The organism is Rhodococcus sp. NPDC019050 (assembly GCF_055664235.1).
The window spans coordinates 61,998-86,653 of sequence record NZ_JBVOON010000016.1 but is presented as its reverse complement, the minus strand read 5'-3'; the positions used below and the strand labels follow the sequence as shown (position 1 = coordinate 86,653).

The following is a 24,656-nucleotide window of genomic DNA, read 5'->3' as shown; positions in this document are numbered from 1 at the left end:
TATGGATGTCGTACTGACCTATCTGTGTTTCATCGCTGCGGGGATTCTGGCCGGCGGCACGTGGTCGATGTGGAAGGCCCGCAACACGTTGTTCGCGGGCATCCTCCTCGCACTGGGACTGCTGGCGGCCATCGCCGGCATTCTCCGGCTGATATGACGTGGCCGATTCAGAAGTGACGGACAACCCCACACTGTTCGGTGTCCGGGGACTCGTTGCGGCGTGGTCGACGTCGGCGGCAGCGTTCGCCGGTTTCTCGCTGCTGCTCCCGGTCGTGCCGTGGGCGATCGCGGAAGAAGGCGGAAGCGACACCGTCGCCGGGTCGGTCACCGCGGTGTTCATGTTCACCACGGTGCTCACCCAGATCGCGATGCCCAAGCTGCTCCGCAGATTCGGCCATCGCGCCACCCTCGTCGCCGGGTGCCTGTTCCTCGGTCCGCCCTCCCTGCTGTTCCTCCTGTCCATGGATCCCGCAGCCGTCCTGGGAATCTCGGCGATCCGGGGAATCGGCTTCGGGATGATTACCGTGGCTTCCGCCGCGCTGGTGGGCGAACTCGCGCCCGCGCGACTGCTCGGGCGTGCCACCGGAATGCTCGGCATCGCGATCGCCGCGTCACAGATGATCGGACTGCCCACCGGACTCGCGATCGCTGAACGGTTCTCGACCACGCCGGTGTTCGTGCTGGGCGCGGTCCTGTCGTCGGCAGGATTGATCGCGGCCGCGCGCCTTCCTCGCCTCGAGGCCCGCACCGGTCCACCTCCGGCGCGGATGCCGTTCGTTTTGCTGCTCCTGCCGACCGTGGCAGTGGGTGCCGGCGCGATCGCATACGGCGGTCTGACATCGCTGCTCGCCATCGCGGTGGCCGACCTTCCGGTCGCGGCAGCACTGGCGGTGCTCAGCGGTTCGACGCTGATCGGCCGCTTCGGCGCCGGGGCGATCGCCGACCGACTCGGCGCGGGACGGATGCTTCCCGTCGGGCTCGCGCTCGCCGCGCTCGCCATGGTGCCGTTCGCGCTCGTGGCAGACGGCCGGGCCGGCGCCGTCGTACTCATCGGGGCAGCCGTGTGCTTCGGGCTCGGGTTCGGCGTCGTGCAGAACGAGGCGCTGCTCATCGCGTTCCGTCGTGCGGGCTCCGAACACATCGGTTCGGCCAGTGCCGCCTGGAACATCGGCTTCGACGCCGGTACCGGGGCAGGCTCCTTCGCGCTCGGTGCGATTGCCGCGTCCGCCGGGTATCCGACGGCGTTCACCATCGCTGCGGTGCTCGTCCCCGTTCTTCCGCTGCTGGCTCGGCTCGCCGGTCCCTCGGAGCGTCCCGGTGTGCAACAGGTCACCGAGCGGCCCGGCACGGACTAGGCAGGACCCTGCCACCGCACGGGGCTGTTCGTGCCGCCGCATAGAATCGAGGCCATGAGCACAACCAAGGTCGCCGTCCTCGACTACGGCTCCGGCAATCTGCACTCCGTGACGCGGGCGATCGCCCGTATCGGCGTGGACGTGGAGGTCACCTCCGACCCCAAGGTTGCGCTCGCCGCCGACGGACTCGTCGTCCCCGGCGTCGGGGCATTCGACGCGTGCATGCGAGGCCTGCGCAGTGTCGGTGGTGAGAAGATGATCGGCACCCGGCTCGCCGGTGGCCGGCCGGTGCTCGGCATCTGCGTCGGTATGCAGATCCTGTTCGAGCACGGTATCGAGCACGGCATCGAGACCGAAGGCTGCGGCGAGTGGCCGGGCACTGTCGAGCGTCTCGACGCGCCGGTGCTGCCGCACATGGGATGGAACACCGTCGAGTCCCCCGCGGATTCGGTGTTGTTCGCCGGCATGGACCCCGACACCCGCTTCTACTTCGTGCACTCGTACGCGGCGCAGAAGTGGGAACTGCCCGACCCGGAGCGGCTCGCCCCGCCGAAGCTGACGTGGGCCGAACACGGCACCCGCTTCCTCGCGGCCGTCGAGAACGGCCCGTTGTCCGCGACCCAGTTCCACCCGGAAAAGTCCGGCGACGTGGGAGCGCAGTTGCTGAAGAATTGGGTGAACTCGTTGTGACACGCGGCGGGGACGACGAGCCGGATGAGAACTTTTCCTTGGGCCGGCTCGCCCTGTCCTCGCTCGGCGCTGCAGCAGCGGTGCTCGCCACCGTCACCGTCGTCATCGTGGTCCTGAAGCCCGCGCCCGCCGTGGGGCTGACGGTCGCGCTGCTCGGTGTCGTGGGAGCTATCGCAGCGATGGGATTCGTGTCGGTCCGCGCCACCCGCCGCGCCTTCGGGCGCGACGGGCGGAACCGGTAGTCCGCTACTCGCTCATCCAGACTCCGTCGAGCATCGCTGATCCCATCCCGTACATCCGCACCCCGTGCACGTCGGGACCGGAGATCACCGACGGTGCCGACTGGACGTAGAAGACTCCCGGTGCCAGATCGACCAGGCGTTGCTGCGCGACGTCGTATGCGGCCTTGCGCTCTTCGATGGTCGTGCCGACGCGCCCGGCATCCAGTGCGTCGTTGAGCTGCGGATCGTCGATACCGGTGGGGTTGCCCTGGGAGCGAGCGTGAAACGACGTCCACAGTGACGAGTCCGGGTCCTGGACGACGGCGGCAGCGATCGTCATGTCGAAGTCGCGGGCGGCGACCCTGGCCTGCGCTGCGGTGAAATCCATGATCTCGACGGCGATCTCGACGTTGTCGAACGCTGCGAGCTGTGCCTGGACGACTTCCGCGACCGATTTGATCTCGACGAGGGAGTACGCGAGGAACGTGAACTTCACCGGAGTGCCGTCGGCTGCCAGTTCGTCGAACAGGCGTTGTGCTTCGGCGTCGTCGGAATTCGACAGTGTGATGTCTTCGAAGAACGGCGAGGTCTCGGGGAAGAGGGTCCGGGGGACGGTGCCGGTGCCCTCGAACACCGCGGTGTTGATCGCCTCCAGGTCGAGCGCGAGGGAGACCGCGCGTCGGGCACGGGCGTCGTCGAACGGGCTCCGACGGGTGTTCATCGCGAGGTACTGACCGCCACCGAGCGGCACCACCGAGGTGGACAGTCCCGCGCTTTCCGCCTTGCTCAGGTTCGACCAACTGCTTTCCGACGCCAGTTGGGCGCTGCCGGAGGTGAGCGCGTTGAGACGCTGGTTCGCGTCGGGCACCGGGCGCAGCGTGATGCCGTCCAGGTACGGTCGCGGCGCGTCCCAGTAGCCCGGGTTACGGGTCAGTTCGAGCACGTCCTGCCGAGCCCACTTGGTGAGGGTGAACGGCCCGGCGCCGACCGGATTCTCGTCGAACGCCTGCCGGCCCTTCGCCAGTGCGGTGGGGGAGGCGATCCAGTTGAGTCCGGACAGCACCAGCGACGAGGCGAACACCGGGCTGGGGGCGACCATCGTGACCTTCAGTGTTTCGGCGTCGACGACCTCGGTGCCCGCGATCTGCGCGGCTTGCCGGATCGACTCCGATCCGTTGGCCGGGTCGCGCAGGCGATCCCAGTTGTACGCGACGGCGGCCGCGTCCAGGGCGGTGCCGTCCGTAAAGGTCAGCCCGGGCCGGAGTTTCAGGACGAACGTGCGGCCCCCGTCGTCGGTAGAGAAGTCCGTGGCCATCGAGTACTCGATCTCCAGGGTGTCGACGTCGTTGGTCATCAAGGTGCCGTACAGCGCGTTGCCGAGCAGTCCGGAATTGGTCCACACGTTCGGCAGTGCAACGGGGTCGAGGCTGACCGGTTCGCGGATCTGGATGGACTGCAAGGTGCCGCCGGAGACCGGGTCGCCGGCGGGCGTCCCGGGAGTGGACGCAGCCGAGGGATCGCCGCTGCTGCATGCGGTGAGCGCGAGGGCCGCGACACACATCGCCGCGAGTGTCGAATTGATGGAACGTCTTCGTCGGAGCATCGGTGCCTCGTATCGAATCGTGGGCCGGAAGTTGCAGCGTCCGCTCAAGGCTTCCGCCGGAAAGAATCATCCTATCGGGAGGGTAAAACGACGTTCTCATGCGACCGGAACGTAGTTCTGTCTACCTCACCCGGGGCGCCGGTGGGAAGGGGTCGGGAGCTTGCTCGAATGCGAATCGCTACAACTCAAGCGGCTCTGCGGCGAAGATCGGCTGGAAACTTCGTTCGTACCAAAGAGGGAGGCGTCCGGTCGCCGCGGTCACGAATCGACTCCCCTTGGGTAGTGTTACGATACGATACGTGCCGTATATAAATCAGGACGAGCTCCACGAGCGCCAACCAAGCGCTCGTCGTGGACGCCCTCGTGATGATCAACGAGAGACCGAGATCCTCACGGCCGTGAACTCGCTGCTCTCCGAGGTCGGGTACGAAGGCGTCACCTTCGAAGAGGTCGCCCGCCGGGTGGGTGCGTCCAAGGCCACTCTCTACCGACGGTGGAAGTCCAAGAGAGACATGGTCGTTGCCGCCCTGAAAGCAGGTCCCGCACGCCGCGACGGGCCGGACGAGGTCGACACCGGAAGCCTGCGCGGTGACCTTCTCGCCTTGTGTCGCCGCCTCGTGCAGTCCATGCGATCTGCAGACGGGCAGACCGCAATGCTGCTGCTCCAAGCAGGTCTCGAGGATCCGGAACTCTGCGAGCAAATCGAACGATCGGTGGGACCGACCGGGTCGCGGCTACCGCAGACCGTCGTCCAGGCTGCGGTCGATCGTGGGGAACTGCCTCCGGGCATCGATCCGTTCCCGTTCGAGGAAGTCGCCGGCGCTGTCATCCTGCTTCGTCGACTCAACGGACTCGAGATCGACGACCGCTATCTCGAGTCCCTCGTCGACACCGTTCTGATCCCCGCACTCCGTGCCACACCGTCCGCGAGACATTCATTACCCGCAGGAATCTTCTCGGGCCATCCTGCTGCCCAATCGACCGACACCATTGAGAAGGAAACATCGTGAGCCGCTTGACTATCGACGGATTCCAGTACAAGACACTGCCCGGCGCCGAAGGAGTCGACCTCAACGTCGCCGTCGGCGGCGATGGGCCGGCGATCGTCCTCCTCCACGGATTTCCTCAGACGCACTACATGTGGCGCCACGTCGCACAAGAACTCGCCATGCAATACACGGTCATCGTTCCTGACCTGCGGGGGTACGGCGAGAGCGCCAAGCCGACAGAGCAGAGCCCGGAAACGTACTCGAAGAGGACCATGGCCCGAGACATCGTGCGGATCGCCGAAGCGCTCGGCCACGACCGTTTCGGCCTGGTCGGCCATGACCGAGGCGCCCTCGTCGGTGTCCGCGCAGGCCTCGATCACCCGGACGCGGTGCAGTTTCTCGGGATCCTCGATGTACTGCCCACCTTGGACACCTGGGACGTCCTGCGGGGCGTAGACGCCAAGGTCGCTTGGCACCTCTATCTCATGGCGCAGCCCGTGGGTCTCCCCGAGAAGATGATCCGCGCCGTCGGACCCGAGTTCTTCAGTTCGTTCCTGGACGCCTGGGAGACCGATGCTTCGACATTCCCGCCCGAGGTCCGCCGGCACTACATCGACAGCTCGGTCGCTGCCGTGGACTCCATCGTCGCCGACTACCGCGCCACAGCGAGCATCGACCTGGACATGGACCGAGAGGACCGCGAGGCGGGCAAGCAGCTCACCATGCCCGTCGGAGTCATCTCTCAGGATTGGGGGTCCCAGCTGGGGTTCGACGCCGCGTCGCTCTGGCGGGCGTGGGCACCTGATCTGACCTATGAGCCCATCGAGGCCGGGCACTTCATGGCCGAAGAGAAGCCCGCCGACATCGCACGCTTCATCCGCGACCTCTCCGCACGCTCCCGCCCCTGACCTGATGCGGTCGACTTCGAATGGGATGTAGGTGGAAATCCAAACCTCTTGCCACACCTACAGGACCCGAAGGCGAGAGCGATCAACCTGAGCTTCGCCGACGTCCGGAACCAGCCCGAGAACCAGCCAGGCCACCCCACAGCACCGAACGCGATTCCCGGCTGCAGGCCCTACCTGCTGCGATGAATCAGACAGCCAACACCGCGCGCTGCGGGAGTCGTCCTCGCCGGGGAAGGCATCCTCATAGTCGCGATCGGGGTGCGAGTGGAGTCGCTGCCCGGCGGGAGCACTGTCATTCCAGCACGAGTGGACGCCGCAGCGCAGTGACCGCCACGCGGGCCGCCTCTCCGATCGCGACGTCGACCGCCGGCAGGGCCGGATCGGACCGCGCAGCCCGTGTGAACACCGCAACGGCCACGGCGTGTTCACCGGGGAACTCGACCACCGCGACCTCGTTGCGGATGACGCCGATCGTGCCGGTCTTCCCTGCGACCGTCACCCCCCGGTATGGAAAAGCCGATGCGATGCGGTGCGGCCAGATCTGGGTGCGCATCACACGCTGCACGAACAGCGTCTGTTCGGCGGACAGCACCTTTCCGGACCAGACCGCGCACAGCAGTCGCGTCATCTCCTCCGGGACGGTCGCACTCGTGTAGGCGGGGTCGTAGGCCGATACCGTCCACGCCTCGTCGTTGTTCGCGAGGGCGGCGAACGCTTCCGCGGTGGTGTGACTGTCGGTGTCCTCCACGAGACTGCGTTGCAGGTCTGCTGTGCCGCCGACTATTCGGGTGCGGGTCAGACCCAGCCGTGAGAGCACGTCGTCCACCGGTTTGCGCCCGATCTCGCCGAGCAGCACGTCGGCTGCGGCGTTGTCCGACACGGTCATCATCGATGTCGCCAGATCACGCCGCGAGAGGGTGACCGGGTCGTGCATGACCGACAACCCTGTGGGGCCCGGTGTGCAGTGCGATGGATCCACACGCACTTCGGCGAGAGGATCGAGCACGCCCTCGTCGACGAGAGTGCAGAACGCGAGGAGCAGCGGAAGTTTGTACACCGAAGCGAGGACGACGCGGTCGTCTCCGCCGACGGAAATGGTCGAATCCGAATCGCTACCCGGCCGATCCCCGCCACATCGCCGGGCGTGCAACCATCCGGTGCACCCGGCGTCCGCGAACACCGCACGGATTCTTGCCTGCACGGGAGTTTCGGCGCTCACTTGACGCGCTCCCGGAACAGAACGCGGTCGAGGGCGTCGGCGGAGGCGTTGTCGATGGTATTCATCCGCCGCACGACTCGCACTCGTAATGCGACCGCGTCCGGTGCCAGCCGCAGCCACGCGGCGCCAGGCACCGCGCCGGGTGGTGTCGTGGTGAGACCGAAACACCCACCGGCGACAACCGAACTCAGCACTGTCCGGTCGTCGCGCACCGTCACGGTCGACGAGTCGGCGCCGCGCTCACGAAGCAGGTCGCGGACGGCGTCGAATGCGGGAGGGTTGGCGGAACGGGCGGTCCTGGCAAACGTGAGGTCGCTCAGCATCGGGAAGGTGGGCCGGCCGGCTGTCGCGCTGCGGTGGCTCGCGGGCACCACAATCCAGCGTGGGAGCTTCACGACGGGTCCGGCGTGTATGCCGTCCACCAGCGCAGGATGTTCCACGATCGCTACATCGCACAGCCCCGACCGCACGCTTTCGACGAGGTCGACTGTCGATGCGATCTCGGTGGACACGGTGCTTTCGACCCCGGACACCGGTGTCCGGAGCGCGGTGACGCACAACATGAGGGTTCGGTCGGACAATGCGGCGGTCGCTCCCCAGTGCACCCGCCCACGGGCACCTGCGATGCGGTTGGCCTCGGCGAAGAAGCGTTCGGCATCGTCCACGAGCAGCCGCGCTCGGGGTAGGAGCGCGGCGCCGGCGGTGGTGAGTACGGCGCCGCGCGGAGTGCGGCGCACCAGCGGGAGACCGACGTGGTCCTCGAGCTTGCGAAGTCCTTGGGACAGCGGCGGTTGCGTCATGTCGAGGGTTGCGGCGGCTCGACTGAAATGGCCTTCCTCGGCGACTGCGACGAAGAACCGGAGGTGTCGGATCAGATCCATGGCGCAATTGAACCAGCGGGGTAAGCCGTGTCCCGAGGCTTGCGGAGTGCAGGCGTGAACGCGCGACCGACGATAGTAGCTTCAACCTGCGTCGATACATTTTCCGTCTCGCGCTCGGGAGGGTTCGGTATTGGAATCGCATGGTGTTCCGATGCTTCTGTACCGGCCATGAACAAATTTCGAACAGCCCTCTCTCGCAGGACTTTCCTCGCAGCGGTGGCGGCCTCGGCCGTGCCGATGGTCGCATGCAGCTCCGTCGATACGGCGACCGGCGACGCGGCGGCAGCGGTGGGGACCGCCGCTCCACCCGAAACCAGGGTGGAACTGTCGACACTCGACGACACCCTCTCCGGAATCGAAGCACGGCACGCGGTGCGGCTGGGTGTGCTCGCCCAGCTGCCGGCTTCGGGCAAGACCTATGCGTATCGCGGAGACGAGCGATTTGCGATGTGCTCGACGTTCAAGACGTACGCCGTGGCGGAGCTGCTCCGCCTCGAGTCACAGGGGCAGGTGCGGCTCGACGACATCATCGTGGTCGAACCCGGGGACATCGTGGAGAATTCGCCGGTCACCTCCGAGTTGGTGGGCCGGCCCGTGACCTATACGCAGCTGTGCGAGGCGGCATTGATCCGCAGTGACAACACTGCCGGAAATCTCTTGCTGCGGCGCCTGGGCGGACCTGCGGCCGTTACCGCTTTCGCGCGCACGATCGGGGACACCACGACGATCCTCGACCGCTGGGAGCCTGAACTCAACAACGCCGATCCCGGGGACATGCGCGATACGTCGACGGTGGTGGGGCTCGCGACCGGTTACCGGGCACTGCTGCTGGGCACGGTGCTGCCGGCACACCATCAGCGCACGCTGACCGGGTGGATGCGGGCGAGCGTCACGTCCGACGCCCGGATCCGTGCTGGGCTCCCGGCTGGATGGACCGCGGCGGACAAGACGGGTGCCGGGAGGTACGGCACGGTCGTCGACGCGGGGGTGGTGTGGGCGCCGGACGGGGTGCCGCTGGTGCTCACGATCATGTCGGATTCGGTGCTCGGTCGGGCCGACGTCCCGAACGACAACGCGCCGATCTCGGATGCCACCGCCGCGGCGATCGGAGCGCTGACGGCGTTGCCCTGAGCGGAGCGGCGCGGGCGGGGTAAGGACTGACCCCGTCGGGGATGGGCCGTCGCCCCAACGGGGTCCTGGCCGGGGCTCGGGGGAGGACCTGGCATCAGTCTCGGAGAGCAGAAGACTTCCGTCGTCGATGGGTGTAGATGAGTAGGGTCAAAAAAGTTGGAGCCTGCCGCGGCAGCACGCGCTCGGCGACGGGCCCGGATCGACTCGATGCAGAGGAGTACCGCATGAGGCTGACGGACAAGGTCGCCGTGGTGACCGGTGGTGCAGGCGGAATCGGGCGGGGGATCGTCCGGGCGTTCACCAAGGAAGGTGCCCGCGTGTTGTTCGTCGACATCGACGACGACGCCGGCAGGGCGCTCGAGGAAGAACTCGGCGGCGCGGGAAAGTTCATGAAGGCGGACATCTCCGTCGAGGAGAACGCCGCCGCGATCGTGACGGCTGCGGTGGACGCGTTCGGTCGACTCGACATTCTCGTCAACAACGCACACGCCTCTCGGCAGGCGCCGCTGCTCGAGACCACCCAGGAGATGCTCGACCTGTCCTTCGGAACGGGCTTCTATCCGACGTTCTGGTTGATGAAGGCGGCGCATCCGCAACTCGCTGAGCATCGCGGATCGGTGATCAACTTCGCTTCCGGGGCCGGAATCGACGGTCTGGTGACGCAAGGGTCGTACGCGGCGGCGAAAGAAGCGATCCGCGCGATCAGCCGCGTCGCCGCCAACGAGTGGGCCGCCGACGACATCAACGTCAACATCATCTCGCCGCTCGCATTGACAGAGGGCGTCGAGGCCTACATGAAGGCGAATCCGGGCATCGAGAAGGCGTTGCTGGCCAGGACACCGCTGGGCCGTTTCGGCGACCCGGAGACCGACATCGGCGGCGTGGCAGTTTTCCTCGCGAGCAGGGACGCCGCCTACGTGACAGGGCAGACCCTCATGGTCGACGGTGGCACCATCAAACTGCGTTGACCGCAGCGGGCGACCTCCCGCCCATGGCGCGTGGTGGTCTCCTTCGAGCAGGCACTAATGTAGGGACAGTGAGCCTGGTCCTTTTGCCTGCAGTCGATGTTGCCAACGGTGAAGCAGTTCGCCTCGTCCAGGGAGAGGCAGGCAGCGAAACCGGTTACGGATCTCCCCGCGACGCCGCCCTCGAATGGCAGAACGCCGGAGCCGAATGGGTGCATCTCGTCGACCTCGACGCCGCCTTCGGCCGTGGTGACAACCGTGAACTACTCGCCGGTGTGGTCGGCGAACTCGATGTGAAGGTCGAACTCTCCGGTGGCATCCGCGACGACGCCACGTTGGCCGCGGCGCTCGCCACCGGGTGCGCACGCGTCAATCTCGGTACCGCCGCCATCGAGAACCCCGAGTGGTGTGCCCGCGCCATCGGTGAGTACGGCGACCGGATCGCCGTCGGCCTCGACGTCAAGCTGATCGACGGCGAGTGGCGGCTGCGCGGACGCGGCTGGGTGTCCGACGGCGGAGACATGTGGGAGGTGCTCGAGCGCCTCAACCGCGACGGCTGCTCCCGTTACGTCGTCACCGACGTGACGAAGGACGGCACCCTGACCGGGCCGAATCTCGACCTGCTGCGTGAGGTGTGCGCAGCGACCGATGCACCGGTCGTCGCGTCGGGCGGTGTGTCGACGGTCGACGATCTGCGTGCCATCGCGACGCTCGTCGATGAGGGCGTCGAAGGCGCGATCATCGGCAAGGCGCTCTACGCAGGACGGTTCACGCTGACCGAGGCGCTCGACGCCGTGTCCCGTTGATCCCATGACCGCATCCGTCGATCTCGACCGTCTGCGCTCGATAGCGGGTGATGTGCTCGACGAGGTGTCGGAGCGCTTCGTCGCCGGGCACGGCGCGCCGCGTTCGGTGGACAAAGGACCCAACGACTTCGCCACCGACCTCGATCTCGAACTCGAACGGCGGATTTCGGCCGAGCTCGTCGACCGCACCGGAATCGCGGTGCACGGCGAGGAATTCGGTGGTCCGGCGGCCGGCGAGGGCACCGTCTGGTTGCTCGACCCGATCGACGGCACCGTCAACTATTCGGCGGGCCTGCCGATGGCGGGCATCCTGCTCGCTCTGGTCCAGGACGGGGTTCCCGTCATCGGACTGACCTGGCTACCCCTGACCGATCAGCGGTTCTCTGCGGTAGCCGAAGGCCCGCTGTGGTTCAACGGGAAGATCGCCGAGAAATTGAAGCCGCGCCGTCTCGAGGACGTGATGGTCGGGGTCGGCAGTTTCGACATCGACAGTCGTGGCCGCGTCCCGGGCACGCAACGGCTCGCGGTGATCACCGAGTTGAGCCGGCGCGTCTCGCGCCTGCGGATGCACGGATCGACCGGCGTCGACCTCGCCTACACCGCGGCGGGCTCGCTGGGCGGTGCCGTGGTCTTCGGCCACCATCCCTGGGACAACGCCGCCGGTGTCGCGCTCGTGCGCGCGGCAGGTGGGATCGCCACCGATTTCCACGGGAAGCCGTGGCGCATCGGCTCGGGGTCGGTGCTCGCCGCCGCACCCGGAATCCACGGTGAAATACTGGACATAGTGCAATCCGCGACGAATCCGCGTTTCGAAGGAGATCGATCATGACACTGGCCGTGCGGGTCATCCCGTGCCTCGACGTCGACGCCGGACGCGTCGTCAAGGGTGTCAATTTCGAGAACCTGCGCGACGCGGGCGACCCTGTCGAACTCGCCGCGCTCTACGACGCTCAAGGCGCCGACGAGCTCACGTTCCTCGACGTCACCGCCTCGAGCGGAGACCGCGGCACGATGCTCGACGTGGTCACACGCACCGCGGAGCAGGTATTCATTCCCCTCACGGTGGGTGGCGGCGTGCGCACCGTCGAGGACGTCGACCGCCTACTGCGCGCCGGTGCCGACAAGGTCTCGGTGAACACTGCGGCGATCGCGCGTCCCGAGGTGCTGAGGGAGATGTCCGAGCGCTTCGGGTCGCAGTGCATCGTGCTGTCGGTCGACGCCCGCACCGTCCCCGCCGATCAGCAGCCCACACCGTCGGGTTGGGAAGTCACGACCCACGGAGGTCGCCGGGGCACCGGGATCGACGCGGTGGAGTGGGCGCGCCGCGGCGCCGAACTGGGTGTCGGGGAGATCCTCCTCAACTCGATGGACGCCGACGGCACGAAGGCCGGATTCGATCTGAAGATGATTGCGTCGGTCCGCGAGACCGTCGACGTTCCGGTGATCGCCTCGGGCGGTGCCGGAGCCGTCGAACACTTCGCGCCTGCCGTCCACGCCGGCGCCGACGCGGTGCTCGCCGCCAGCGTCTTCCACTTCCGTGAGCTCACCATCGGCCAGGTCAAGGACGCGATGCGCGCGGAAGGGATCATCGTCCGATGAGCGACATCCTGAACCCGGAGATCGCCGCACGACTCAAGCGCAACGACGACGGACTCTTCGCCGCGGTCGTCCAGGAGAAGTCGACCGGCGACGTGCTCATGATGGCCTGGATGGACGACGAGGCACTGGCCCGAACACTCGCGACCCGCAAGGCCACGTACTACTCGCGGTCACGGCAGCAGTACTGGGTAAAGGGAGAGACCTCCGGGCACACGCAGTACGTGCACGAGGTGCGGCTGGACTGCGACGGCGACACCGTGCTGCTCGTCGTGGACCAGGTCGGGGCGGCGTGCCACACCGGCACCCACACCTGCTTCGACACCGACGTACTGCTGGGGGCGGAACAGCCCGGCTGATCACGACACGGTGAACACGAGATCGCCCCGCACCGAGGTGCGGGGCGATCGCTCACTGCGGCAGTTCGAAGTTGCCGAACAACACCGTTGCGAGACCGAGCGCTACGACGATGTTGACCACCGTCGCCGATCCGAACACCACTACCGGGCGCCATCCCGCGTCGCGCAGTCCCTTCGCGGAGAACTCCAGGCCGATAGAGACGAACGCGAAGATCAGGAACCACGTCCGCAGGTCGTTGATGGTGGAGATATCGGCCTTGCCGTCGTCGACGAATTTCACCCACAGCGTGCCGATGATCGACGCGGCGATGAAACCGAGCACGAATTTCGGGAAGCGCTCCCAGAAGTCACCGATGCTCGGCCGTGCCGAGCCGGGACGACGCTCCACCTTCAGCGCGAAGTAGGCGGTCAACCCCACCGCGACGAAACCGATGAGGGCGTTCTGGGTCGTCTTGACGATCGTGGCGATCTGCAGGGCGTCGTCGCCGAGGATCGCGCCGGACGCCGCGACGGCGGCGGTGGTGTCGATGTTGCCGCCGATCCAGGCGCCGGCGACGACATCGGACAGTCCGAAGACGCCGGCGAGCCAGGGCAGCAGGAAGATCGAGGGCAATGCGAACACGATCACCAACGACGCGGCGTACGCGAGCTGTTCCCGCTTGGCCTGCACAGCCCCGGCCGCGGCGATGGCGGCGCTGACCCCACAGATCGATACCGCGGCGGACAGCAGCGCCCGCAGCTTCTCGTCCAGTCCGAGTTTCCCGCCGAACCACCAGCTGAACGAGAACACGGCGGTGATCAGCAGCAGACCTTGCAGGATCGCCGGCCCGGCTGCCGTCGCGAGCACGGTCAGGTTGATGGATGCGCCGAGCAGAACCAGCCCGGTCTTGATGAAGAACTCGGTGCGGAAACCACCGGAAAGCTTGTCGCGCACACCCGTGCGGGTCAGGACGAGATTCCCGAGCAGGCCGATCGCGATCGCGTAGACGGGGAACTCGATCGCTCCCGCCACCCGTTCGAAGGGGCCTCCCTCCGCCCAGTCCGGGACGTTCTGCTCGAGGAATCTGGTGAGGGCGCCGAGCACGATGACGACGGCTACGCCCGCCGCGGCCAATGCAGGAGCGGAGGGTCGCCGTGCGGGTGCCGCCTCGGCCTTCGTCGCGCCGTCGGTCTGCCTCGCACCGTCTTTCTGGGGTGCGCTCTCGGTCTCGACGGCACCGTTCTGCCCGTCGGTATCGCGCGTCGTCACGGGACCAGTCCCGAGGGAATCACGCCGAGCAACACGGCAGCGATGAGGATCAGGCCCGCGACGACTGCGGCCCAGTCCTCGTTGAGCAACGTGGCGCGCGCGGCATCCACACGCTGAGGTTCGTCTGTCATGAAGGCAGCCAAGCAACGTCGGCGCAAAACGTCACGGCTTACGGTCGGGCCGAACAGAACCAGTGACTATCCGGCCGAAATGTGCTTCGGGGGCGCACCTCGACGGTCAGCGATTCAGGTCGATGAAGCGCGCACCACCCTGGGCAGCCGCGCAAAGTTTCTGCTGGCCGTCGTCGTCGACGGAGTAGATCTCACATCGGCACAGCGCCTGAGTACGGCCGCCGTTGACGACGGTAGCGACCGCGCGCACCAGTGGGCCCTTCGCCGGACGTAGGTAATCGAGCGTCATCCCCGTCGTCACGATCGACGGACCGAGGACCGTACCGGCGGCGAAGGTGAGTGCGTTGTCGGCTGCGTAGGCCAGGACCCCGCCGTGTGCGAAACCGAACTGTTGCAACAGGTCCGGTCTGAGCGGAATCTCCAGTTCGGCGCGGCCCCTCGTGTACACGACGAGTTGTGCTCCGATCAGAACACTGAACGGTTGAGACGCGAGCGTCTGCTGGGCTTCGGCGAGTGTGCTGATCCCGGTGACGTCGTCGGGCATAACCGGAACATACACGGGAAGCATCCGGCCGGAGGCCGTGTCGACGCGCACGAACCCAAAGTGGGGAGGGTCGGTCGCCCGTGTCTCCCGATCAGCGTCCGCGGGTCTCACGACCGGTTCGGGTCCTTCGAACACTGCGCTGCATCCGCTGCAGCGCGCGTTCCAGTTCTTCCCTGTCGTCGAACATCCGCACCGAGTCGCCCGAGACCAGGCGCTGCTCACTGCCCCGTCCCGCCACGACGAGAACATCCCCGGGCCTCGCGTGGGAGGCAGCGATCTCGAAAGCGCGGTGACGGTCGCCTTCGACGACCACGTGGGCGCTCTGCGCCGCATGCGCGCCTTCGGCGACCGCTTCCCTGAGGAGCCTGGGGTCGTCGTTGTACGGACTGTCGTCGGTGACGACCACGATGTCGGCGTAGGTCGCCGCGGTGTGGCCGATCGGAAAGCGCTTTCCGGGATCGCGCTCTCCGGTCGCGCTGATCACGAGAATCAGTCGGCGCTCGGCTGCCAGCGACCGCAGGAACGGCAGTAGTTCCTGCTGTCCGGAGGTGTTGTGCATGAAATCGACCAGGCCGAGGATGCCGTGGTCGGCCTCGACGCGCTCGAGTCGGCCGGGCACGCAGGCGAGAGTTTCCAAGCCCGCGGCGGCCTGCAGGACGTCGTGCCCTGCTGCGGCTATCGAGGTGAGCGCTGTCAGTGCATTGGCCACCTGGTGGGGGCCGAGAAGGGCCAGACGGACTCCGGCGTGACCGGTCGGAGTGTGCACGGTGAAGGTACTGCCGTGAACGTCGCACCGGATCGAGTCTGCGTACACGTCGGCGCCCGGGTCGCGCGTCGAATGCGTCCACACCGGTACGTCCGTTGTGGCGGCCAACCGTCTGCCGTACTCGTCGTCGATGTTCACCGCGGCCGCTTGCGCGCGGTCGGAGGTGAACAGCGCTGCCTTGGCGGCGAAATACTCCTCCATCGTGTGGTGGAAGTCGAGATGGTCCGGTCCGAGATTGGTGAAGGCGACCGTACGGAACCGCACGCCGTCGACGCGGCCGTGGCTGACGGCGTGCGACGACACTTCCAGTGTCACCGCCCTCGCGGCCTGGTCCCGGAACTCCGCGAGGGTCCGCTGGATCACCGCGGCTTCCGGCGTGGTGTGTGTGGCGGGCCGGGTGCTCTCCGGTCCCCGGACGACGACACCACCGATCAAGCCTGTGACGACACCGGTGGCAGCGAGGGCGGCGTCGAGGAGATAGGTCGCGCTCGTCTTGCCGTTGGTGCCGGTGACGCCGTGGACCTGCAGTTCGTGCGAGGGATGGCCGTAGATCCAGGACGCCAGCCCGCCGACCCGGTCGCGTGGCCGGTCGACGATCAAGGTGGGCAGGAGTCGAGAAGGCCGGTCGCTGAGCACGGCGACGGCGCCGCGGGCCGCGGCATCGGCATCGAAGTCGAGGCCGTGGAATCGGTGTCCGGGAAGAGCCACGTACAGATCGCCGGGCTGCACCGTTCGGGAATCGTCGCTGATGCCGGTAACTGTGCGGTCGCGCCCATCGGCAGGTCCGGCAGACAGAACAACACGGAGGTGTTCAGCAACGTCGCGGATCTGGATCCCACGGTCGGGACGGCGGCGATCGTCCGGGTCGAGGCGCACAGGAGCGAATACCCGGTACGTGAAAAAACTATGTCCCGCAGTTAAGGGCGCACGAACGAGGCGGGACATCTGCCGAAGGATCAACCGACTCGGTCATGGGGTGCAGGACCCAGGAGTGCGTCCAGCGACGGCAGCGCCGAATACCACGGCACGATCAGGCGCACACCAAGTCTTTTCGCGGCTGGCTGATCGGACCTCGTGCGGGACGTCCACGGGGGCGTTTGCGAGCGACGATCGCACCCTGGTTGATGATTTCGCCACCCCACACTCCCCACGGCTCTCGGCGGGCGAGCGCTGTCTCGAGGCAGCGCGCACGCACGGGACATCCGGTGCACAGGGATTTGGCCAGTTCCACGTCTGACGGGTCCTCGGCAAACCACAGGTCGGGGTCCTGACCGTCGCACGGCAGGGCGTCGGCGCCCGCGCGGATGACATTGCCGCCTCGACCTGAGGCGGTCGAACGGTTTTCGCTCGGCATGAGGGCTCCTGGAGATTCGATCGAAGAGCGAATGCGATGCGAACTCGGCTGGAAACGCCAAGGGCAATGGTCCGCTGCGCGGCGTCCGTGGCCGAAATCGAAGGGCTCACGGGTGGAAAACCCGAAGAACCGTCCGCCACGGGGGAGGGGCTGCCGCGCACCGGCGTCCTGGGCGGCGCGCGCAGCGGCGGGGTGTGGCGGCCGCCTGAACATCGATGCCGGCGGCGGCCCACGCGTACGCTCACACGACCCCATGTCCGCAATATTCGCACATACCTTCGAATAAAAACAGACTCGGGGCTCATCGGTGGGCCGATCACAATTCCGAGGTCCGCTCGGTGTGGTGTATGCCCGGGTGCCCGCGGAGCGCTGGGACGCCGAAGGTGTCAGCTCAGCGGAACGCCGCCCACGCCCCAGTTCTCGCCGGGAACCTCGGTGATCGTCACCCACACCTTGTCCGGATTCTTTCCGGCTGCTTCGGCGTACGCCGAGGTCACCGCTGCGATTACTGCGCGCTTCTGCTCCGGCGTGAGACCTGGTGTCTGGCTGATCTGAATCAAGGGCACAGCGGCGACTCTGCCATACCCGGCACCCGGTCCGCCGGTGCTCGCCCGGCCCGGGCTGCTCGGCGTCCCGACGAATGTCACCCCGGACCTTTCGCATTGATAGAGAATAGTGTTCTCTGTATTGAGAGTCATATATACGTAAACTGAAAGTGGATAGGGGAGTGCATGTTGCTGGATCCGAGTCCGGATCAAGAGTTCTTCCGGGACACCACATCTCGGTTCCTCACCGACCGGGTGCCCGTGGCCGAGATCCGTCGCCTCCGCCACGACCCGGCGGGGTTCGGCGCGGAATACTGGCGAAGCGGTGCCGAGCTCGGCTGGACCAGCCTGCTCGCGGGGGACGCCACAGGTGGTGGGTCGATCGGCGACCACGGCCTCGTCGATCTGACCTTGGTCGCATACGAGTTCGGTACGCATGCGGCTCCGGGCCCGCTGGTCCCCACCAACGTCGTCGCCGACCTCCTGAGCCGGCACGCCGAGGCGCACGGAGATGTTCTGGCTTCACTCGTGGAAGGAACTGCCACCGCTGCATGGTGTTTCGAGGAGCCTCGTGCGGGCGGCAAGGTAGCCTCCGACGGCGTCGAGATCACTGTGGACGGCGACGAGGTCGTCGTGCGCGGAACGAAGCGTCCCGTCGAGGCGGCGGTCTCGGCCGACTTCCTGCTCGTGACCGGACGTACCGGTGACGGCCTCTCACACGTACTCGTGCCGCGTGAGGCCCCCGGTGTGCGGATCGTTCCCCTGAAGTCCATCGACATCACCCGCCGCTACGCCGCCGTCGAGTTCACCGAGGTACGCCTACCCGCCACCGCGCTCGTCGGTGCCGCGGGCGGCGCCGCAGCCGACACCGAACGTGCGCTGCGCGTCGGCGCCGTGCTGGGCTGCGCAGAATCCGTCGGCGCGCTTCAGGCCGCCTTCGACCTCACGGTGGAATGGGCGTTCGACAGGTACTCGTTCGGTCGCCCCCTGGCCTCCTACCAGGAACTCAAGCACCGGTTCGCCGACATGAAGATGTGGCTCGAGGCCAGCCACGGCATCAGCGACAGCGCCGCGTTCGCCGTGGCGACGCAGGCAGCGGACGCGCCGGAACTGGTCTCGGCCGCAAAGGCGTACATCGGTCACTACGGCGGAGAACTGTTCCAGGACTGCATGCAGATCCACGGCGGTATCGGCATCACGTTCGAGCACGATCTGCATCTGTTCGCGCGGCGCGGCGCCGCCAACCGGTCGAACTACGGGACGCCCGCCGAGCATCGCGCCCGCATCGCCGACATCGTCGAATACCAGGAGGCCAACCGATGACCGTCGAGAGTTCGGCGACCGACCGGGACGTGGAATCGCTCGACGATTTCCGTGCCCGCGCCCGCCCATGGATCAGCGCCAATCTGCAACGGTCCGACTTCGCGTCCCACATCGGGGTGCTGCGCGAGGAAAGCTCCGACGAGGAAGAACTCGCCGCGGTCCAACGGGAACGCGACCTTCAGCGCGCACTCTTCGACGCCGGTCTCGCAGGAATCTGCGTGCCCCGCGAATACGGCGGGCAGGGGCTCACGCGGCCGTACCAGCAGGTACTCAACGAGGAACTCCGCGGTTACGAATACCCGTCGCGGCTACAGGTGCCCACCTTCGTGCCGTGCACAGCGGTCCTGCTCGAATTCGGCACCGAGGAGCAGAAACGCCGTCATATTCCCGCGATGCTCAAGGGCGAGGAACTGTGGATGCAGATGCTGTCCGAGCCGAGCGGCGGATCGGACGTCGCGGGGGCGGTGACCACCGCGATCCGCGACGGCGACGATTGGATCCTCAACGGGTCGAAGATCTGGACCACCGGCGCCTGGTGGTCGGACTGGGCGCTGTGCCTGGTCCGCACCAACTGGGACGTGCCGAAGAACCACGGACTGACCGTCTTCATGGTGCCGCTGAAGCAGCCGTCGATCGAGGTACACCGGATCGAAATGCTCAGCGGGTCCAGCGAATTCTGTCAGGAGTATCTGACCGACGTGCGGGTGCCCGACAGTGACCGAATCGGTGAGGTCGACGACGGCTGGACGGTCGGGACCCGGTGGATGTTCCACGAGCGGATGTACCTGAACTCGCCGTACACCACCATCCCGTCGGGCTCGGTCCGTGGCGGATCCCGCATATCCGAACTCTTCGACGTCGCCCGCGACGCCGGACGGCTCGACGATCCGGTCGCCCGCGACCTGCTCGGCGAGGCTCGGGGTCTCGAACTGGTCAAGCAGGCACTGAGTCGCCGCGTCGCGCAGGGGATGGCGAGCCGGACGATCTCCGATCAGTCGGCGAGCATCGCCCGGCTGATGTCCGGCGTGATCGAATCCCGTTTGGTCACCATCGGGTACGAGTTCACCGGTGCGGACGGTGCCGCGTGGGACGAAGACGACGGCGCGGTCGCCGAGCGGGGAGTCGACTATCTGATGCGGCAGGTGTGGTGTATCGCCGGCGGCACCACGGAGATGGCCCGCAACGCCATCAGTGAACGAGTGCTGGGCATGCCCCGCGAACGCAGCCACGACCCCAACCTCGCGTTCCGCGACGTGCCGAAGGGCCGCGGCGCGGGATAGCGGGATCAGGCCTTTCCGGTGCCGGCGGCGATTCCCTTGTCGATCTGCTCGACGAGCACCGTGCCGAGGCGCGTGAGTTCACGCACCTGTGATTCGTCGAGTCCGTCGAACACCAAGCGCTGGACGGTGTCCACGTGCGCGGGGGCGGACTCGACGACTTTCGCGTGCCCGGCGTCGGTGAGTACGGCGTAGGACCCGCGGCTGCCGGGGATCGGTTCGCGGCGCACCCACCCTCGCTTGGAGAGTCGGGTGACGACGTGGGAGAGGCGCGAGAGCGACGCATTGGCTTCGGTTGCGAGGGTGCTCAGCCGGAGGCGATGCTCGGGTTCTTCCGAGAGCACGGCGAGCACGAAGTACTCGAAATGCGTCATGTCGGAGTCGCGCTGCATCTGGGTGTCGAGCGCTGCGGGCAGCCGTGTGATCACCGAAACCAGGGCTCGCCACGCCGCCTGTTGCTCGGCGTCGAGCCACCGGGGGTTCTCGCTGTTCATCGGGGCGTCCTCGTTTCCGTAGTCCTGCGTCCAGCCTGTCGCACCGGGCCGCGGCGCAGGCGCCGGGGGAGCGATTCGGCGACACTACCGTCTCGCGCTATGATAGTTGAAGCTTCAAGTTAAGGAGTTTCATGAGCGAGATGCCCGCCCTCTACCTCAGTCACGGGGCGCCGCCCCTGGTCGATAGCGAACTGTGGGTGAACCAACTCCGCACGTGGGCCGCCGACCTGCCCCGGCCGACCGCGATCCTCGTCGTCTCTGCGCACTGGGAATCGGCGCCCCTCACGATCGGGTCCACCACCACGGGGACACCGCTCGTCTACGACTTCGGCGGTTTCCCGCGCCGCTTCTACGAGGTCACCTACGCCTCGCCCGGAGCCCCGGATCTCGCCCGGCGGGTGGCGATGCTGATGCCCGACGGGGAACCCGTCGTGCAGCAACCGCACCGAGGCCTCGACCACGGTGCCTACGTGCCGCTGACCGTGATGTACCCGGACGCCGACATCCCGGTCCTGCAGATATCGCTGCCGACCCTGGATCCGCAGCGTCTCCTGCACCTCGGCGAGCGACTGCGGCCGCTGCGGGACGAAGGAGTGCTCATCATCGGCTCCGGTTTCACGACGCACGGACTCCCGTTTCTGCGCGACCCGCGACCCGAGGCTCCCGCGCCGGGATGGTCCGCCGAGTTCGATCACTGGGCAGGAGAGCAACTCGCACGCGGCGACGTCGACGCGCTGCTGGATTTCCGCAACCGCGCCCCCGGCATGCCGTACGCGCACCCGACCATCGAGCACTTCGCGCCGCTGTTCGTCACCCTGGGCCTGGCCCGGGATCCGGCCCGGCCGCCAGAACAGGTCGTCGACGGGTTCTGGATGGGCCTGGCCAAGCGTTCGATCCAGGTCGCCTGAGACCCGCGGCGCTCCCGGCGCGGCGCCGGTGCCGTCGGCGGTGACCGCGCCTGCGCCGCCCGGGATGATCCCTGGGATGATGGGCGACATGTCCGGCGAGCCCACCACCATTCCCGCAGCCACCACCGATGTTCCCGCCGGTGGCTGGTCCGATTCGACCACGACGCGCGAGCAGTTCCGGGAACTGGCGCGAGAGCATCGCGTGGTCCCCGTGACCCGCAAGGTGCTCGCGGACGCGGAGACGCCGCTCTCGGCGTACCGCAAGCTCGCGGACGACCGTCCCGGCACGTTCCTGCTCGAATCCGCGGAGAACGGCCGGTCGTGGTCGCGGTGGTCGTTCATCGGTGCGGGAAGTCCCGCTGCGCTGACCGTCGTCGACGGCGAAGCCGCGTGGTACGGGCACGTCCCCGCCGGTACGCCCACCGGCGGTAATCCCCTCGACGTACTGCGCGAGACCCTCGAACTGCTCCACACCGACCGCATCCACGGCCTGCCGCCCCTCACCAGCGGCATGGTCGGCTACCTCGGGTACGACACCGTCCGGTATCTCGAGAAGCTGCCGCAAATCGCCGACGACGATCTGCAGATCCCCGAACTGGTGATGATGCTCGCGACCGATCTCGCCGCCGTGGACCACCACGAAGGCACCATCTGGCTCATCGCCAACGCGGTCAACTGGGACGGTTCCGACCAGCGCGTCGACGAGGCGTACGACGACTCGGTCGCCCGGCTGGACCGGATGACCGCCGCCCTCGCCGCACCGGCACCGGCCACCGTCGCGACTTTCTCACGGCCCGAACCGCAGTACCGGCGTCAGCGCACCACCGAGGCGTTCAGCAGCGACGTCCGCAAACTCATCGGAGACGTCGAAGCCGGTGAAGCGTTTCAGGTCGTGCTCTCGCAGCGCTTCGAAATCGACTGTGACGCTGCGCCCATCGACGTCTACCGCATGCTCCGGGCGTCGAACCCGAGCCCGTACATGTTCCTGTTGCACATCCCCGGGCCGGACGGCGACACCGCGTTCTCCATCGTCGGCTCGAGCCCGGAAGCGCTCGTCACCGTCGCCGACGGCACCGCCACCACGCACCCGATCGCGGGGACCCGGTGGCGTGGCGCCGACGAGGAGGAGGACACGCTGCTCGAGAAGGATCTGCTGCACGACGAGAAAGAGAACGCCGAGCACCTCATGCTCGTCGACCTCGGGCGCAACGATCTCGGCCGGGTCTGCGAGCCGGGCACCGTGAAGGTGCACGACTACCGCCACATCGAGCGCTACAGCCACGTGATGCATCTCGTGTCCACGGTCACCGGACGGCTCGCCGACGGCAATCGCGCGCTCGACGCCGTCACCGCCTGTTTCCCGGCCGGAACGCTCTCGGGGGCGCCGAAGGTACGGGCGATGGAACTGATCGAAGAACTCGAACCCACCCGGCGCGGCATCTACGGCGGCATCGTCGGCTACCTCGACTTCACCGGCGATGCGGACACCGCGATCGCCATCCGCTCCGCGCTGATCAAGGACGGGGTCGCGTACGTCCAGGCGGGCGCCGGCATCGTCGCCGACTCCGTTCCCGAGGCCGAGGACACCGAAGCCCGCAACAAGGCGATGTCCGCTCTCGCAGCGGTCGCTGCGGCGGCGACGGTTACCAACTACGGCGGAGGCGCACTGTGAGCGCGCCGGTGCCCGATCCCGCGGACGCTCCCCGCACCGGCGTCGGCCGTCGACCGACCGTCGTGGCGGCCGGTCTGCTCGCGCTCGGCGCCGCGGCGCTGTGGGGGTCGAGCAGGATGACGTGGGTGAGTGCCGAGTCGTCCGACGGACTCGGCGCCGACCGCGTCATCGATCTCGAGGGCGCGAAGTGGGCTGCCGCCACCACGCCTCTCGCGCTCGCGCTGCTCGCCGCGATCGCCGCGGCGTTCGCGGTCCGGGGACGGGCGCTGCGCGTCGTGTCGATCGCGGTGGGACTGGTCGCGGTAGCAGCGGCGATCCCGGCGGTGCAGTTGCTCGTCGGTGGGGGCGACGCGGATACCGCGGCCCGCATCGCCGAACTCCCCGGTCGTGCCACCGTCACGGCCGTGACCGTGTCCCCGCTGCCGGCGGTTCTGGCACTCCTGGGCGCGGGCCTGGCGCTCGCCGCCGCGGTCGCGCTGTGGCGGACTCCGCGCGAACAGGCGGGGTTGTCGTCGAAGTACGACAGCCCGGCAGCGCGCCGCGACGCGGCCGTGCGACGTGCCGAGAGCGACGAGCCGATGACCGAACGGACCCTGTGGGACGCAATGGATGCGGGCGAGGATCCCACCGTCGACCGGGGTGACGACGGGCCCGACGACGGGGACGTATCCGATTCGGGTACCCGGCGATGAGTGCCCCGGGCGCGCCCACTAGGCTCTGAGGAAATCCGATGAGCTTAATCACATCGGGATTGACAAGGGTGGGAAAGGACTCGAGCCACGATGACTGTTCTCGACTCGATTCTCGAAGGTGTGCGAGCCGACGTCGCCGCCCGTGAGGCGGTTGTCGACTTCGCTTCCGTCAAGGCCGCCGGTGCTGCCGCGCCCGCGCCCATCGATGCGAAGGCCGCTCTCCGTGAGCCCGGCATCGCAGTGATCGCGGAGGTCAAGCGCGCCAGCCCGTCCAAGGGTGCGCTCGCCGACATCGCCGATCCCGCCGAACTGGCCAAGGCCTACGAGGCCGGTGGGGCGCGCGCGATCAGTGTTCTCACCGAGGAACGCCGCTTCCACGGCAGCCTCGCCGATCTCGACGCGGTGCGGCGCGCAGTTCGTATCCCGGTACTCCGCAAGGATTTCGTCGTCGGTCCGTACCAGATCCACGAGGCGCGTGCGCACGGGGCAGACATCGTATTGCTCATCGTGGCCGCCCTGGAGCAGACCGTCCTGACGGCGCTGATCGATCGGACCGAATCGCTCGGAATGACCGCGCTGGTGGAAGCGCACACCGAAGAAGAGGCCGACCGCGCGCTGGAAGCCGGCGCGACGGTGATCGGCATCAACGCGCGCAACCTCAAGACTCTCGAAGTCGACAAGAACACCTTCGGGCGGATCGCGCCCGGACTGCCCAGCCACGTCATCAAGATCGCGGAGTCGGGCGTCCGGGGACCGGCCGACCTGCTCGCCTACGCCGGCGCCGGAGCCGACGCGGTCCTGGTGGGCGAGGGTCTGGTGACCAGCGGCGACCCGCGGCAGGCCGTCGCGGAACTCGTGACGGTCGGTACGCATCCGTCGTGCCCCAAGCCTGCGCGCTGAGCGGTACCCCGGGGTCGGACCCGGGCATGATCGACACCGTCACGTGGGGCAGACTGGACACGTGACTGCAGACGATTC

General features: G+C 67.5%; 28 protein-coding genes. 18 read left to right on the top strand and 10 right to left on the bottom strand.

All coding sequences use genetic code 11. The features are described from left to right. Position 1 precedes the first annotated feature (1 nt). From AC0B44_RS16755 to AC0B44_RS16740, 4 genes are read left to right on the top strand one after another with little or no spacing between them, the layout of a single operon-like run. On the top strand, positions 2–157 hold the full coding sequence (locus AC0B44_RS16755; RefSeq protein WP_471903950.1) for a hypothetical protein: 156 nt from the start codon (positions 2–4) through the stop codon (positions 155–157). A gap of 1 nt (position 158) precedes the next feature. Next, on the top strand, positions 159–1,355 hold the full coding sequence (locus AC0B44_RS16750; protein WP_471903949.1) for an MFS transporter: 1,197 nt from the start codon (positions 159–161) through the stop codon (positions 1,353–1,355). 54 nt (positions 1,356–1,409) lie between these two features. Then, positions 1,410–2,045 (top strand): imidazole glycerol phosphate synthase subunit HisH, encoded by a 636-nt coding sequence (hisH, locus tag AC0B44_RS16745; protein WP_471903948.1) that lies wholly within the window; start codon positions 1,410–1,412, stop codon positions 2,043–2,045. Next, a complete protein-coding gene (locus tag AC0B44_RS16740; RefSeq protein WP_471903947.1) occupies positions 2,042–2,287 on the top strand; it encodes a hypothetical protein in 246 nt (81 codons plus the stop codon). Before hisH ends, AC0B44_RS16740 begins: the two co-directional genes overlap by 4 nt. 4 nt (positions 2,288–2,291) lie before the next feature. On the opposite strand, the gene AC0B44_RS16735 is transcribed toward AC0B44_RS16740, so the two are convergent. Then, the gene (locus tag AC0B44_RS16735) at positions 2,292–3,869 is read right to left on the bottom strand and encodes an ABC transporter substrate-binding protein (RefSeq protein WP_471903946.1); all 1,578 of its coding nucleotides are present in this window, start codon (positions 3,867–3,869) and stop codon (positions 2,292–2,294) included. 398 nt (positions 3,870–4,267) lie between these two features. On the opposite strand from AC0B44_RS16735, the gene AC0B44_RS16730 reads away from it, so the two are divergent. Then, positions 4,268–4,879 carry a TetR/AcrR family transcriptional regulator gene (locus tag AC0B44_RS16730; protein ID WP_471903945.1) on the top strand — a complete coding sequence of 204 codons (612 nt, stop codon included), beginning with the start codon at positions 4,268–4,270 and terminating at the stop codon, positions 4,877–4,879. Next, positions 4,876–5,766, top strand: a complete 891-nt coding sequence (locus tag AC0B44_RS16725; protein ID WP_471903944.1) for an alpha/beta fold hydrolase — start codon at positions 4,876–4,878, stop codon at positions 5,764–5,766. The genes AC0B44_RS16730 and AC0B44_RS16725 overlap by 4 nt, the downstream gene beginning before the upstream one ends. Before the next feature lie 292 nt (positions 5,767–6,058). On the opposite strand, the gene AC0B44_RS16720 is transcribed toward AC0B44_RS16725, so the two are convergent. Together AC0B44_RS16720 and AC0B44_RS16715 are read right to left on the bottom strand one after the other, a co-directional pair. After that, the gene (locus AC0B44_RS16720; RefSeq protein ID WP_471903943.1) at positions 6,059–6,985 is read right to left on the bottom strand and encodes a serine hydrolase; all 927 of its coding nucleotides are present in this window, start codon (positions 6,983–6,985) and stop codon (positions 6,059–6,061) included. Beyond that, positions 6,982–7,866: a LysR family transcriptional regulator gene (locus AC0B44_RS16715; RefSeq protein WP_471903942.1), complete on the bottom strand. Its 885-nt coding sequence runs from the start codon at positions 7,864–7,866 to the stop codon at positions 6,982–6,984. The genes AC0B44_RS16720 and AC0B44_RS16715 overlap by 4 nt, the downstream gene beginning before the upstream one ends. 216 nt (positions 7,867–8,082) lie before the next feature. On the opposite strand from AC0B44_RS16715, the gene bla reads away from it, so the two are divergent. From bla to hisI, 6 genes are all read left to right on the top strand, one after another. Further along, the gene (gene bla / locus AC0B44_RS16710) at positions 8,083–8,997 is read left to right on the top strand and encodes a class A beta-lactamase (protein ID WP_471903941.1); all 915 of its coding nucleotides are present in this window, start codon (positions 8,083–8,085) and stop codon (positions 8,995–8,997) included. A 224-nt stretch (positions 8,998–9,221) separates the two neighbouring features. Beyond that, the gene (locus tag AC0B44_RS16705; protein ID WP_471903940.1) at positions 9,222–9,965 is read left to right on the top strand and encodes an SDR family NAD(P)-dependent oxidoreductase; all 744 of its coding nucleotides are present in this window, start codon (positions 9,222–9,224) and stop codon (positions 9,963–9,965) included. 68 nt (positions 9,966–10,033) lie between these two features. Next, on the top strand, positions 10,034–10,768 hold the full coding sequence (gene priA / locus AC0B44_RS16700; protein ID WP_169620077.1) for a bifunctional 1-(5-phosphoribosyl)-5-((5-phosphoribosylamino)methylideneamino)imidazole-4-carboxamide isomerase/phosphoribosylanthranilate isomerase PriA: 735 nt from the start codon (positions 10,034–10,036) through the stop codon (positions 10,766–10,768). Between the two features lie 4 nt (positions 10,769–10,772). Beyond that, entirely contained in the window at positions 10,773–11,597 is an 825-nt protein-coding gene (locus AC0B44_RS16695) for an inositol monophosphatase family protein (protein WP_169620076.1), read from the top strand. After that, positions 11,594–12,367, top strand: a complete 774-nt coding sequence (gene hisF, locus AC0B44_RS16690) for an imidazole glycerol phosphate synthase subunit HisF (protein WP_169620075.1) — start codon at positions 11,594–11,596, stop codon at positions 12,365–12,367. Before AC0B44_RS16695 ends, hisF begins: the two co-directional genes overlap by 4 nt. Further along, positions 12,364–12,723 carry a phosphoribosyl-AMP cyclohydrolase gene (hisI, locus tag AC0B44_RS16685; protein WP_169620074.1) on the top strand — a complete coding sequence of 120 codons (360 nt, stop codon included), beginning with the start codon at positions 12,364–12,366 and terminating at the stop codon, positions 12,721–12,723. The genes hisF and hisI overlap by 4 nt, the downstream gene beginning before the upstream one ends. A gap of 52 nt (positions 12,724–12,775) precedes the next feature. Here the strand turns inward: hisI and AC0B44_RS16680 are convergent, their stop codons facing one another. The 6 genes from AC0B44_RS16680 to AC0B44_RS16655 form a co-directional block, all read right to left on the bottom strand. Further along, positions 12,776–13,837, bottom strand: a complete 1,062-nt coding sequence (locus AC0B44_RS16680) for a YeiH family protein (RefSeq protein ID WP_471903981.1) — start codon at positions 13,835–13,837, stop codon at positions 12,776–12,778. Between the two features lie 131 nt (positions 13,838–13,968). Then, the gene (locus tag AC0B44_RS16675) at positions 13,969–14,103 is read right to left on the bottom strand and encodes a hypothetical protein (protein ID WP_277350445.1); all 135 of its coding nucleotides are present in this window, start codon (positions 14,101–14,103) and stop codon (positions 13,969–13,971) included. Positions 14,104–14,209: 106 nt separating this feature from the next. Then, positions 14,210–14,647, bottom strand: a complete 438-nt coding sequence (locus AC0B44_RS16670) for a PaaI family thioesterase (RefSeq protein WP_471903939.1) — start codon at positions 14,645–14,647, stop codon at positions 14,210–14,212. 91 nt (positions 14,648–14,738) lie between these two features. Further along, complete coding sequence (locus AC0B44_RS16665; RefSeq protein ID WP_471903938.1) at positions 14,739–16,142, bottom strand: Mur ligase family protein; 1,404 nt, start codon at positions 16,140–16,142, stop codon at positions 14,739–14,741. 301 nt (positions 16,143–16,443) lie between these two features. Next, positions 16,444–16,767 (bottom strand): WhiB family transcriptional regulator, encoded by a 324-nt coding sequence (locus tag AC0B44_RS16660; RefSeq protein ID WP_169652931.1) that lies wholly within the window; start codon positions 16,765–16,767, stop codon positions 16,444–16,446. A gap of 386 nt (positions 16,768–17,153) precedes the next feature. After that, positions 17,154–17,465 carry a tautomerase family protein gene (locus AC0B44_RS16655; protein ID WP_169620069.1) on the bottom strand — a complete coding sequence of 104 codons (312 nt, stop codon included), beginning with the start codon at positions 17,463–17,465 and terminating at the stop codon, positions 17,154–17,156. A 33-nt stretch (positions 17,466–17,498) separates the two neighbouring features. Here AC0B44_RS16655 and AC0B44_RS16650 point away from each other — a divergent pair, with 33 nt between their 5' ends. Continuing rightward, a complete protein-coding gene (locus tag AC0B44_RS16650; RefSeq protein ID WP_471903937.1) occupies positions 17,499–18,635 on the top strand; it encodes an acyl-CoA dehydrogenase family protein in 1,137 nt (378 codons plus the stop codon). Beyond that, a complete protein-coding gene (locus AC0B44_RS16645) occupies positions 18,632–19,915 on the top strand; it encodes an acyl-CoA dehydrogenase family protein (protein WP_471903936.1) in 1,284 nt (427 codons plus the stop codon). Before AC0B44_RS16650 ends, AC0B44_RS16645 begins: the two co-directional genes overlap by 4 nt. Positions 19,916–19,920: 5 nt before the next feature. Here AC0B44_RS16645 and AC0B44_RS16640 read toward each other — a convergent pair whose 3' ends face one another. Next, entirely contained in the window at positions 19,921–20,406 is a 486-nt protein-coding gene (locus tag AC0B44_RS16640) for a MarR family winged helix-turn-helix transcriptional regulator (RefSeq protein WP_471903935.1), read from the bottom strand. A 140-nt stretch (positions 20,407–20,546) separates the two neighbouring features. On the opposite strand from AC0B44_RS16640, the gene AC0B44_RS16635 reads away from it, so the two are divergent. The 4 genes from AC0B44_RS16635 (at position 20,547) to trpC (ending at position 24,578) form a co-directional block, all read left to right on the top strand. Next, complete coding sequence (locus tag AC0B44_RS16635) at positions 20,547–21,314, top strand: dioxygenase family protein (protein ID WP_471903980.1); 768 nt, start codon at positions 20,547–20,549, stop codon at positions 21,312–21,314. Between the two features lie 88 nt (positions 21,315–21,402). Then, entirely contained in the window at positions 21,403–22,986 is a 1,584-nt protein-coding gene (locus tag AC0B44_RS16630) for an anthranilate synthase component I (protein WP_471903934.1), read from the top strand. Further along, the gene (locus AC0B44_RS16625) at positions 22,983–23,678 is read left to right on the top strand and encodes a TIGR02234 family membrane protein (protein ID WP_471903933.1); all 696 of its coding nucleotides are present in this window, start codon (positions 22,983–22,985) and stop codon (positions 23,676–23,678) included. Before AC0B44_RS16630 ends, AC0B44_RS16625 begins: the two co-directional genes overlap by 4 nt. A 90-nt stretch (positions 23,679–23,768) precedes the next feature. Continuing rightward, positions 23,769–24,578, top strand: a complete 810-nt coding sequence (trpC, locus tag AC0B44_RS16620; protein WP_169652927.1) for an indole-3-glycerol phosphate synthase TrpC — start codon at positions 23,769–23,771, stop codon at positions 24,576–24,578. The last annotated feature ends 78 nt before the right edge of the window (positions 24,579–24,656 follow it).

Excerpts from the sequence above, each read along its gene's own strand:
- AC0B44_RS16650 (WP_471903937.1), top strand. The coding sequence starts at position 17,499 with ATGTTGCTGGATCCGAGTCCGGATCAAGAGTTCTTCCGGGACACCACA.
- AC0B44_RS16640 (WP_471903935.1), bottom strand. The coding sequence starts at position 20,406 with ATGAACAGCGAGAACCCCCGGTGGCTCGACGCCGAGCAACAGGCGGCG.
- trpC (WP_169652927.1), top strand. The coding sequence starts at position 23,769 with ATGACTGTTCTCGACTCGATTCTCGAAGGTGTGCGAGCCGACGTCGCC.
- hisI (WP_169620074.1), top strand. The coding sequence starts at position 12,364 with ATGAGCGACATCCTGAACCCGGAGATCGCCGCACGACTCAAGCGCAAC.
- AC0B44_RS16630 (WP_471903934.1), top strand. The coding sequence starts at position 21,403 with ATGTCCGGCGAGCCCACCACCATTCCCGCAGCCACCACCGATGTTCCC.
- AC0B44_RS16695 (WP_169620076.1), top strand. The coding sequence starts at position 10,773 with ATGACCGCATCCGTCGATCTCGACCGTCTGCGCTCGATAGCGGGTGAT.
- AC0B44_RS16655 (WP_169620069.1), bottom strand. The coding sequence starts at position 17,465 with ATGACTCTCAATACAGAGAACACTATTCTCTATCAATGCGAAAGGTCC.
- AC0B44_RS16635 (WP_471903980.1), top strand. The coding sequence starts at position 20,547 with ATGCCCGCCCTCTACCTCAGTCACGGGGCGCCGCCCCTGGTCGATAGC.
- hisF (WP_169620075.1), top strand. The coding sequence starts at position 11,594 with ATGACACTGGCCGTGCGGGTCATCCCGTGCCTCGACGTCGACGCCGGA.
- AC0B44_RS16705 (WP_471903940.1), top strand. The coding sequence starts at position 9,222 with ATGAGGCTGACGGACAAGGTCGCCGTGGTGACCGGTGGTGCAGGCGGA.
- hisH (WP_471903948.1), top strand. The coding sequence starts at position 1,410 with ATGAGCACAACCAAGGTCGCCGTCCTCGACTACGGCTCCGGCAATCTG.
- AC0B44_RS16755 (WP_471903950.1), top strand. The coding sequence starts at position 2 with ATGGATGTCGTACTGACCTATCTGTGTTTCATCGCTGCGGGGATTCTG.
- AC0B44_RS16675 (WP_277350445.1), bottom strand. The coding sequence starts at position 14,103 with ATGACAGACGAACCTCAGCGTGTGGATGCCGCGCGCGCCACGTTGCTC.
- AC0B44_RS16660 (WP_169652931.1), bottom strand. The coding sequence starts at position 16,767 with ATGCCGAGCGAAAACCGTTCGACCGCCTCAGGTCGAGGCGGCAATGTC.
- AC0B44_RS16715 (WP_471903942.1), bottom strand. The coding sequence starts at position 7,866 with ATGGATCTGATCCGACACCTCCGGTTCTTCGTCGCAGTCGCCGAGGAA.
- AC0B44_RS16735 (WP_471903946.1), bottom strand. The coding sequence starts at position 3,869 with ATGCTCCGACGAAGACGTTCCATCAATTCGACACTCGCGGCGATGTGT.
- AC0B44_RS16670 (WP_471903939.1), bottom strand. The coding sequence starts at position 14,647 with ATGCCCGACGACGTCACCGGGATCAGCACACTCGCCGAAGCCCAGCAG.
- AC0B44_RS16645 (WP_471903936.1), top strand. The coding sequence starts at position 18,632 with ATGACCGTCGAGAGTTCGGCGACCGACCGGGACGTGGAATCGCTCGAC.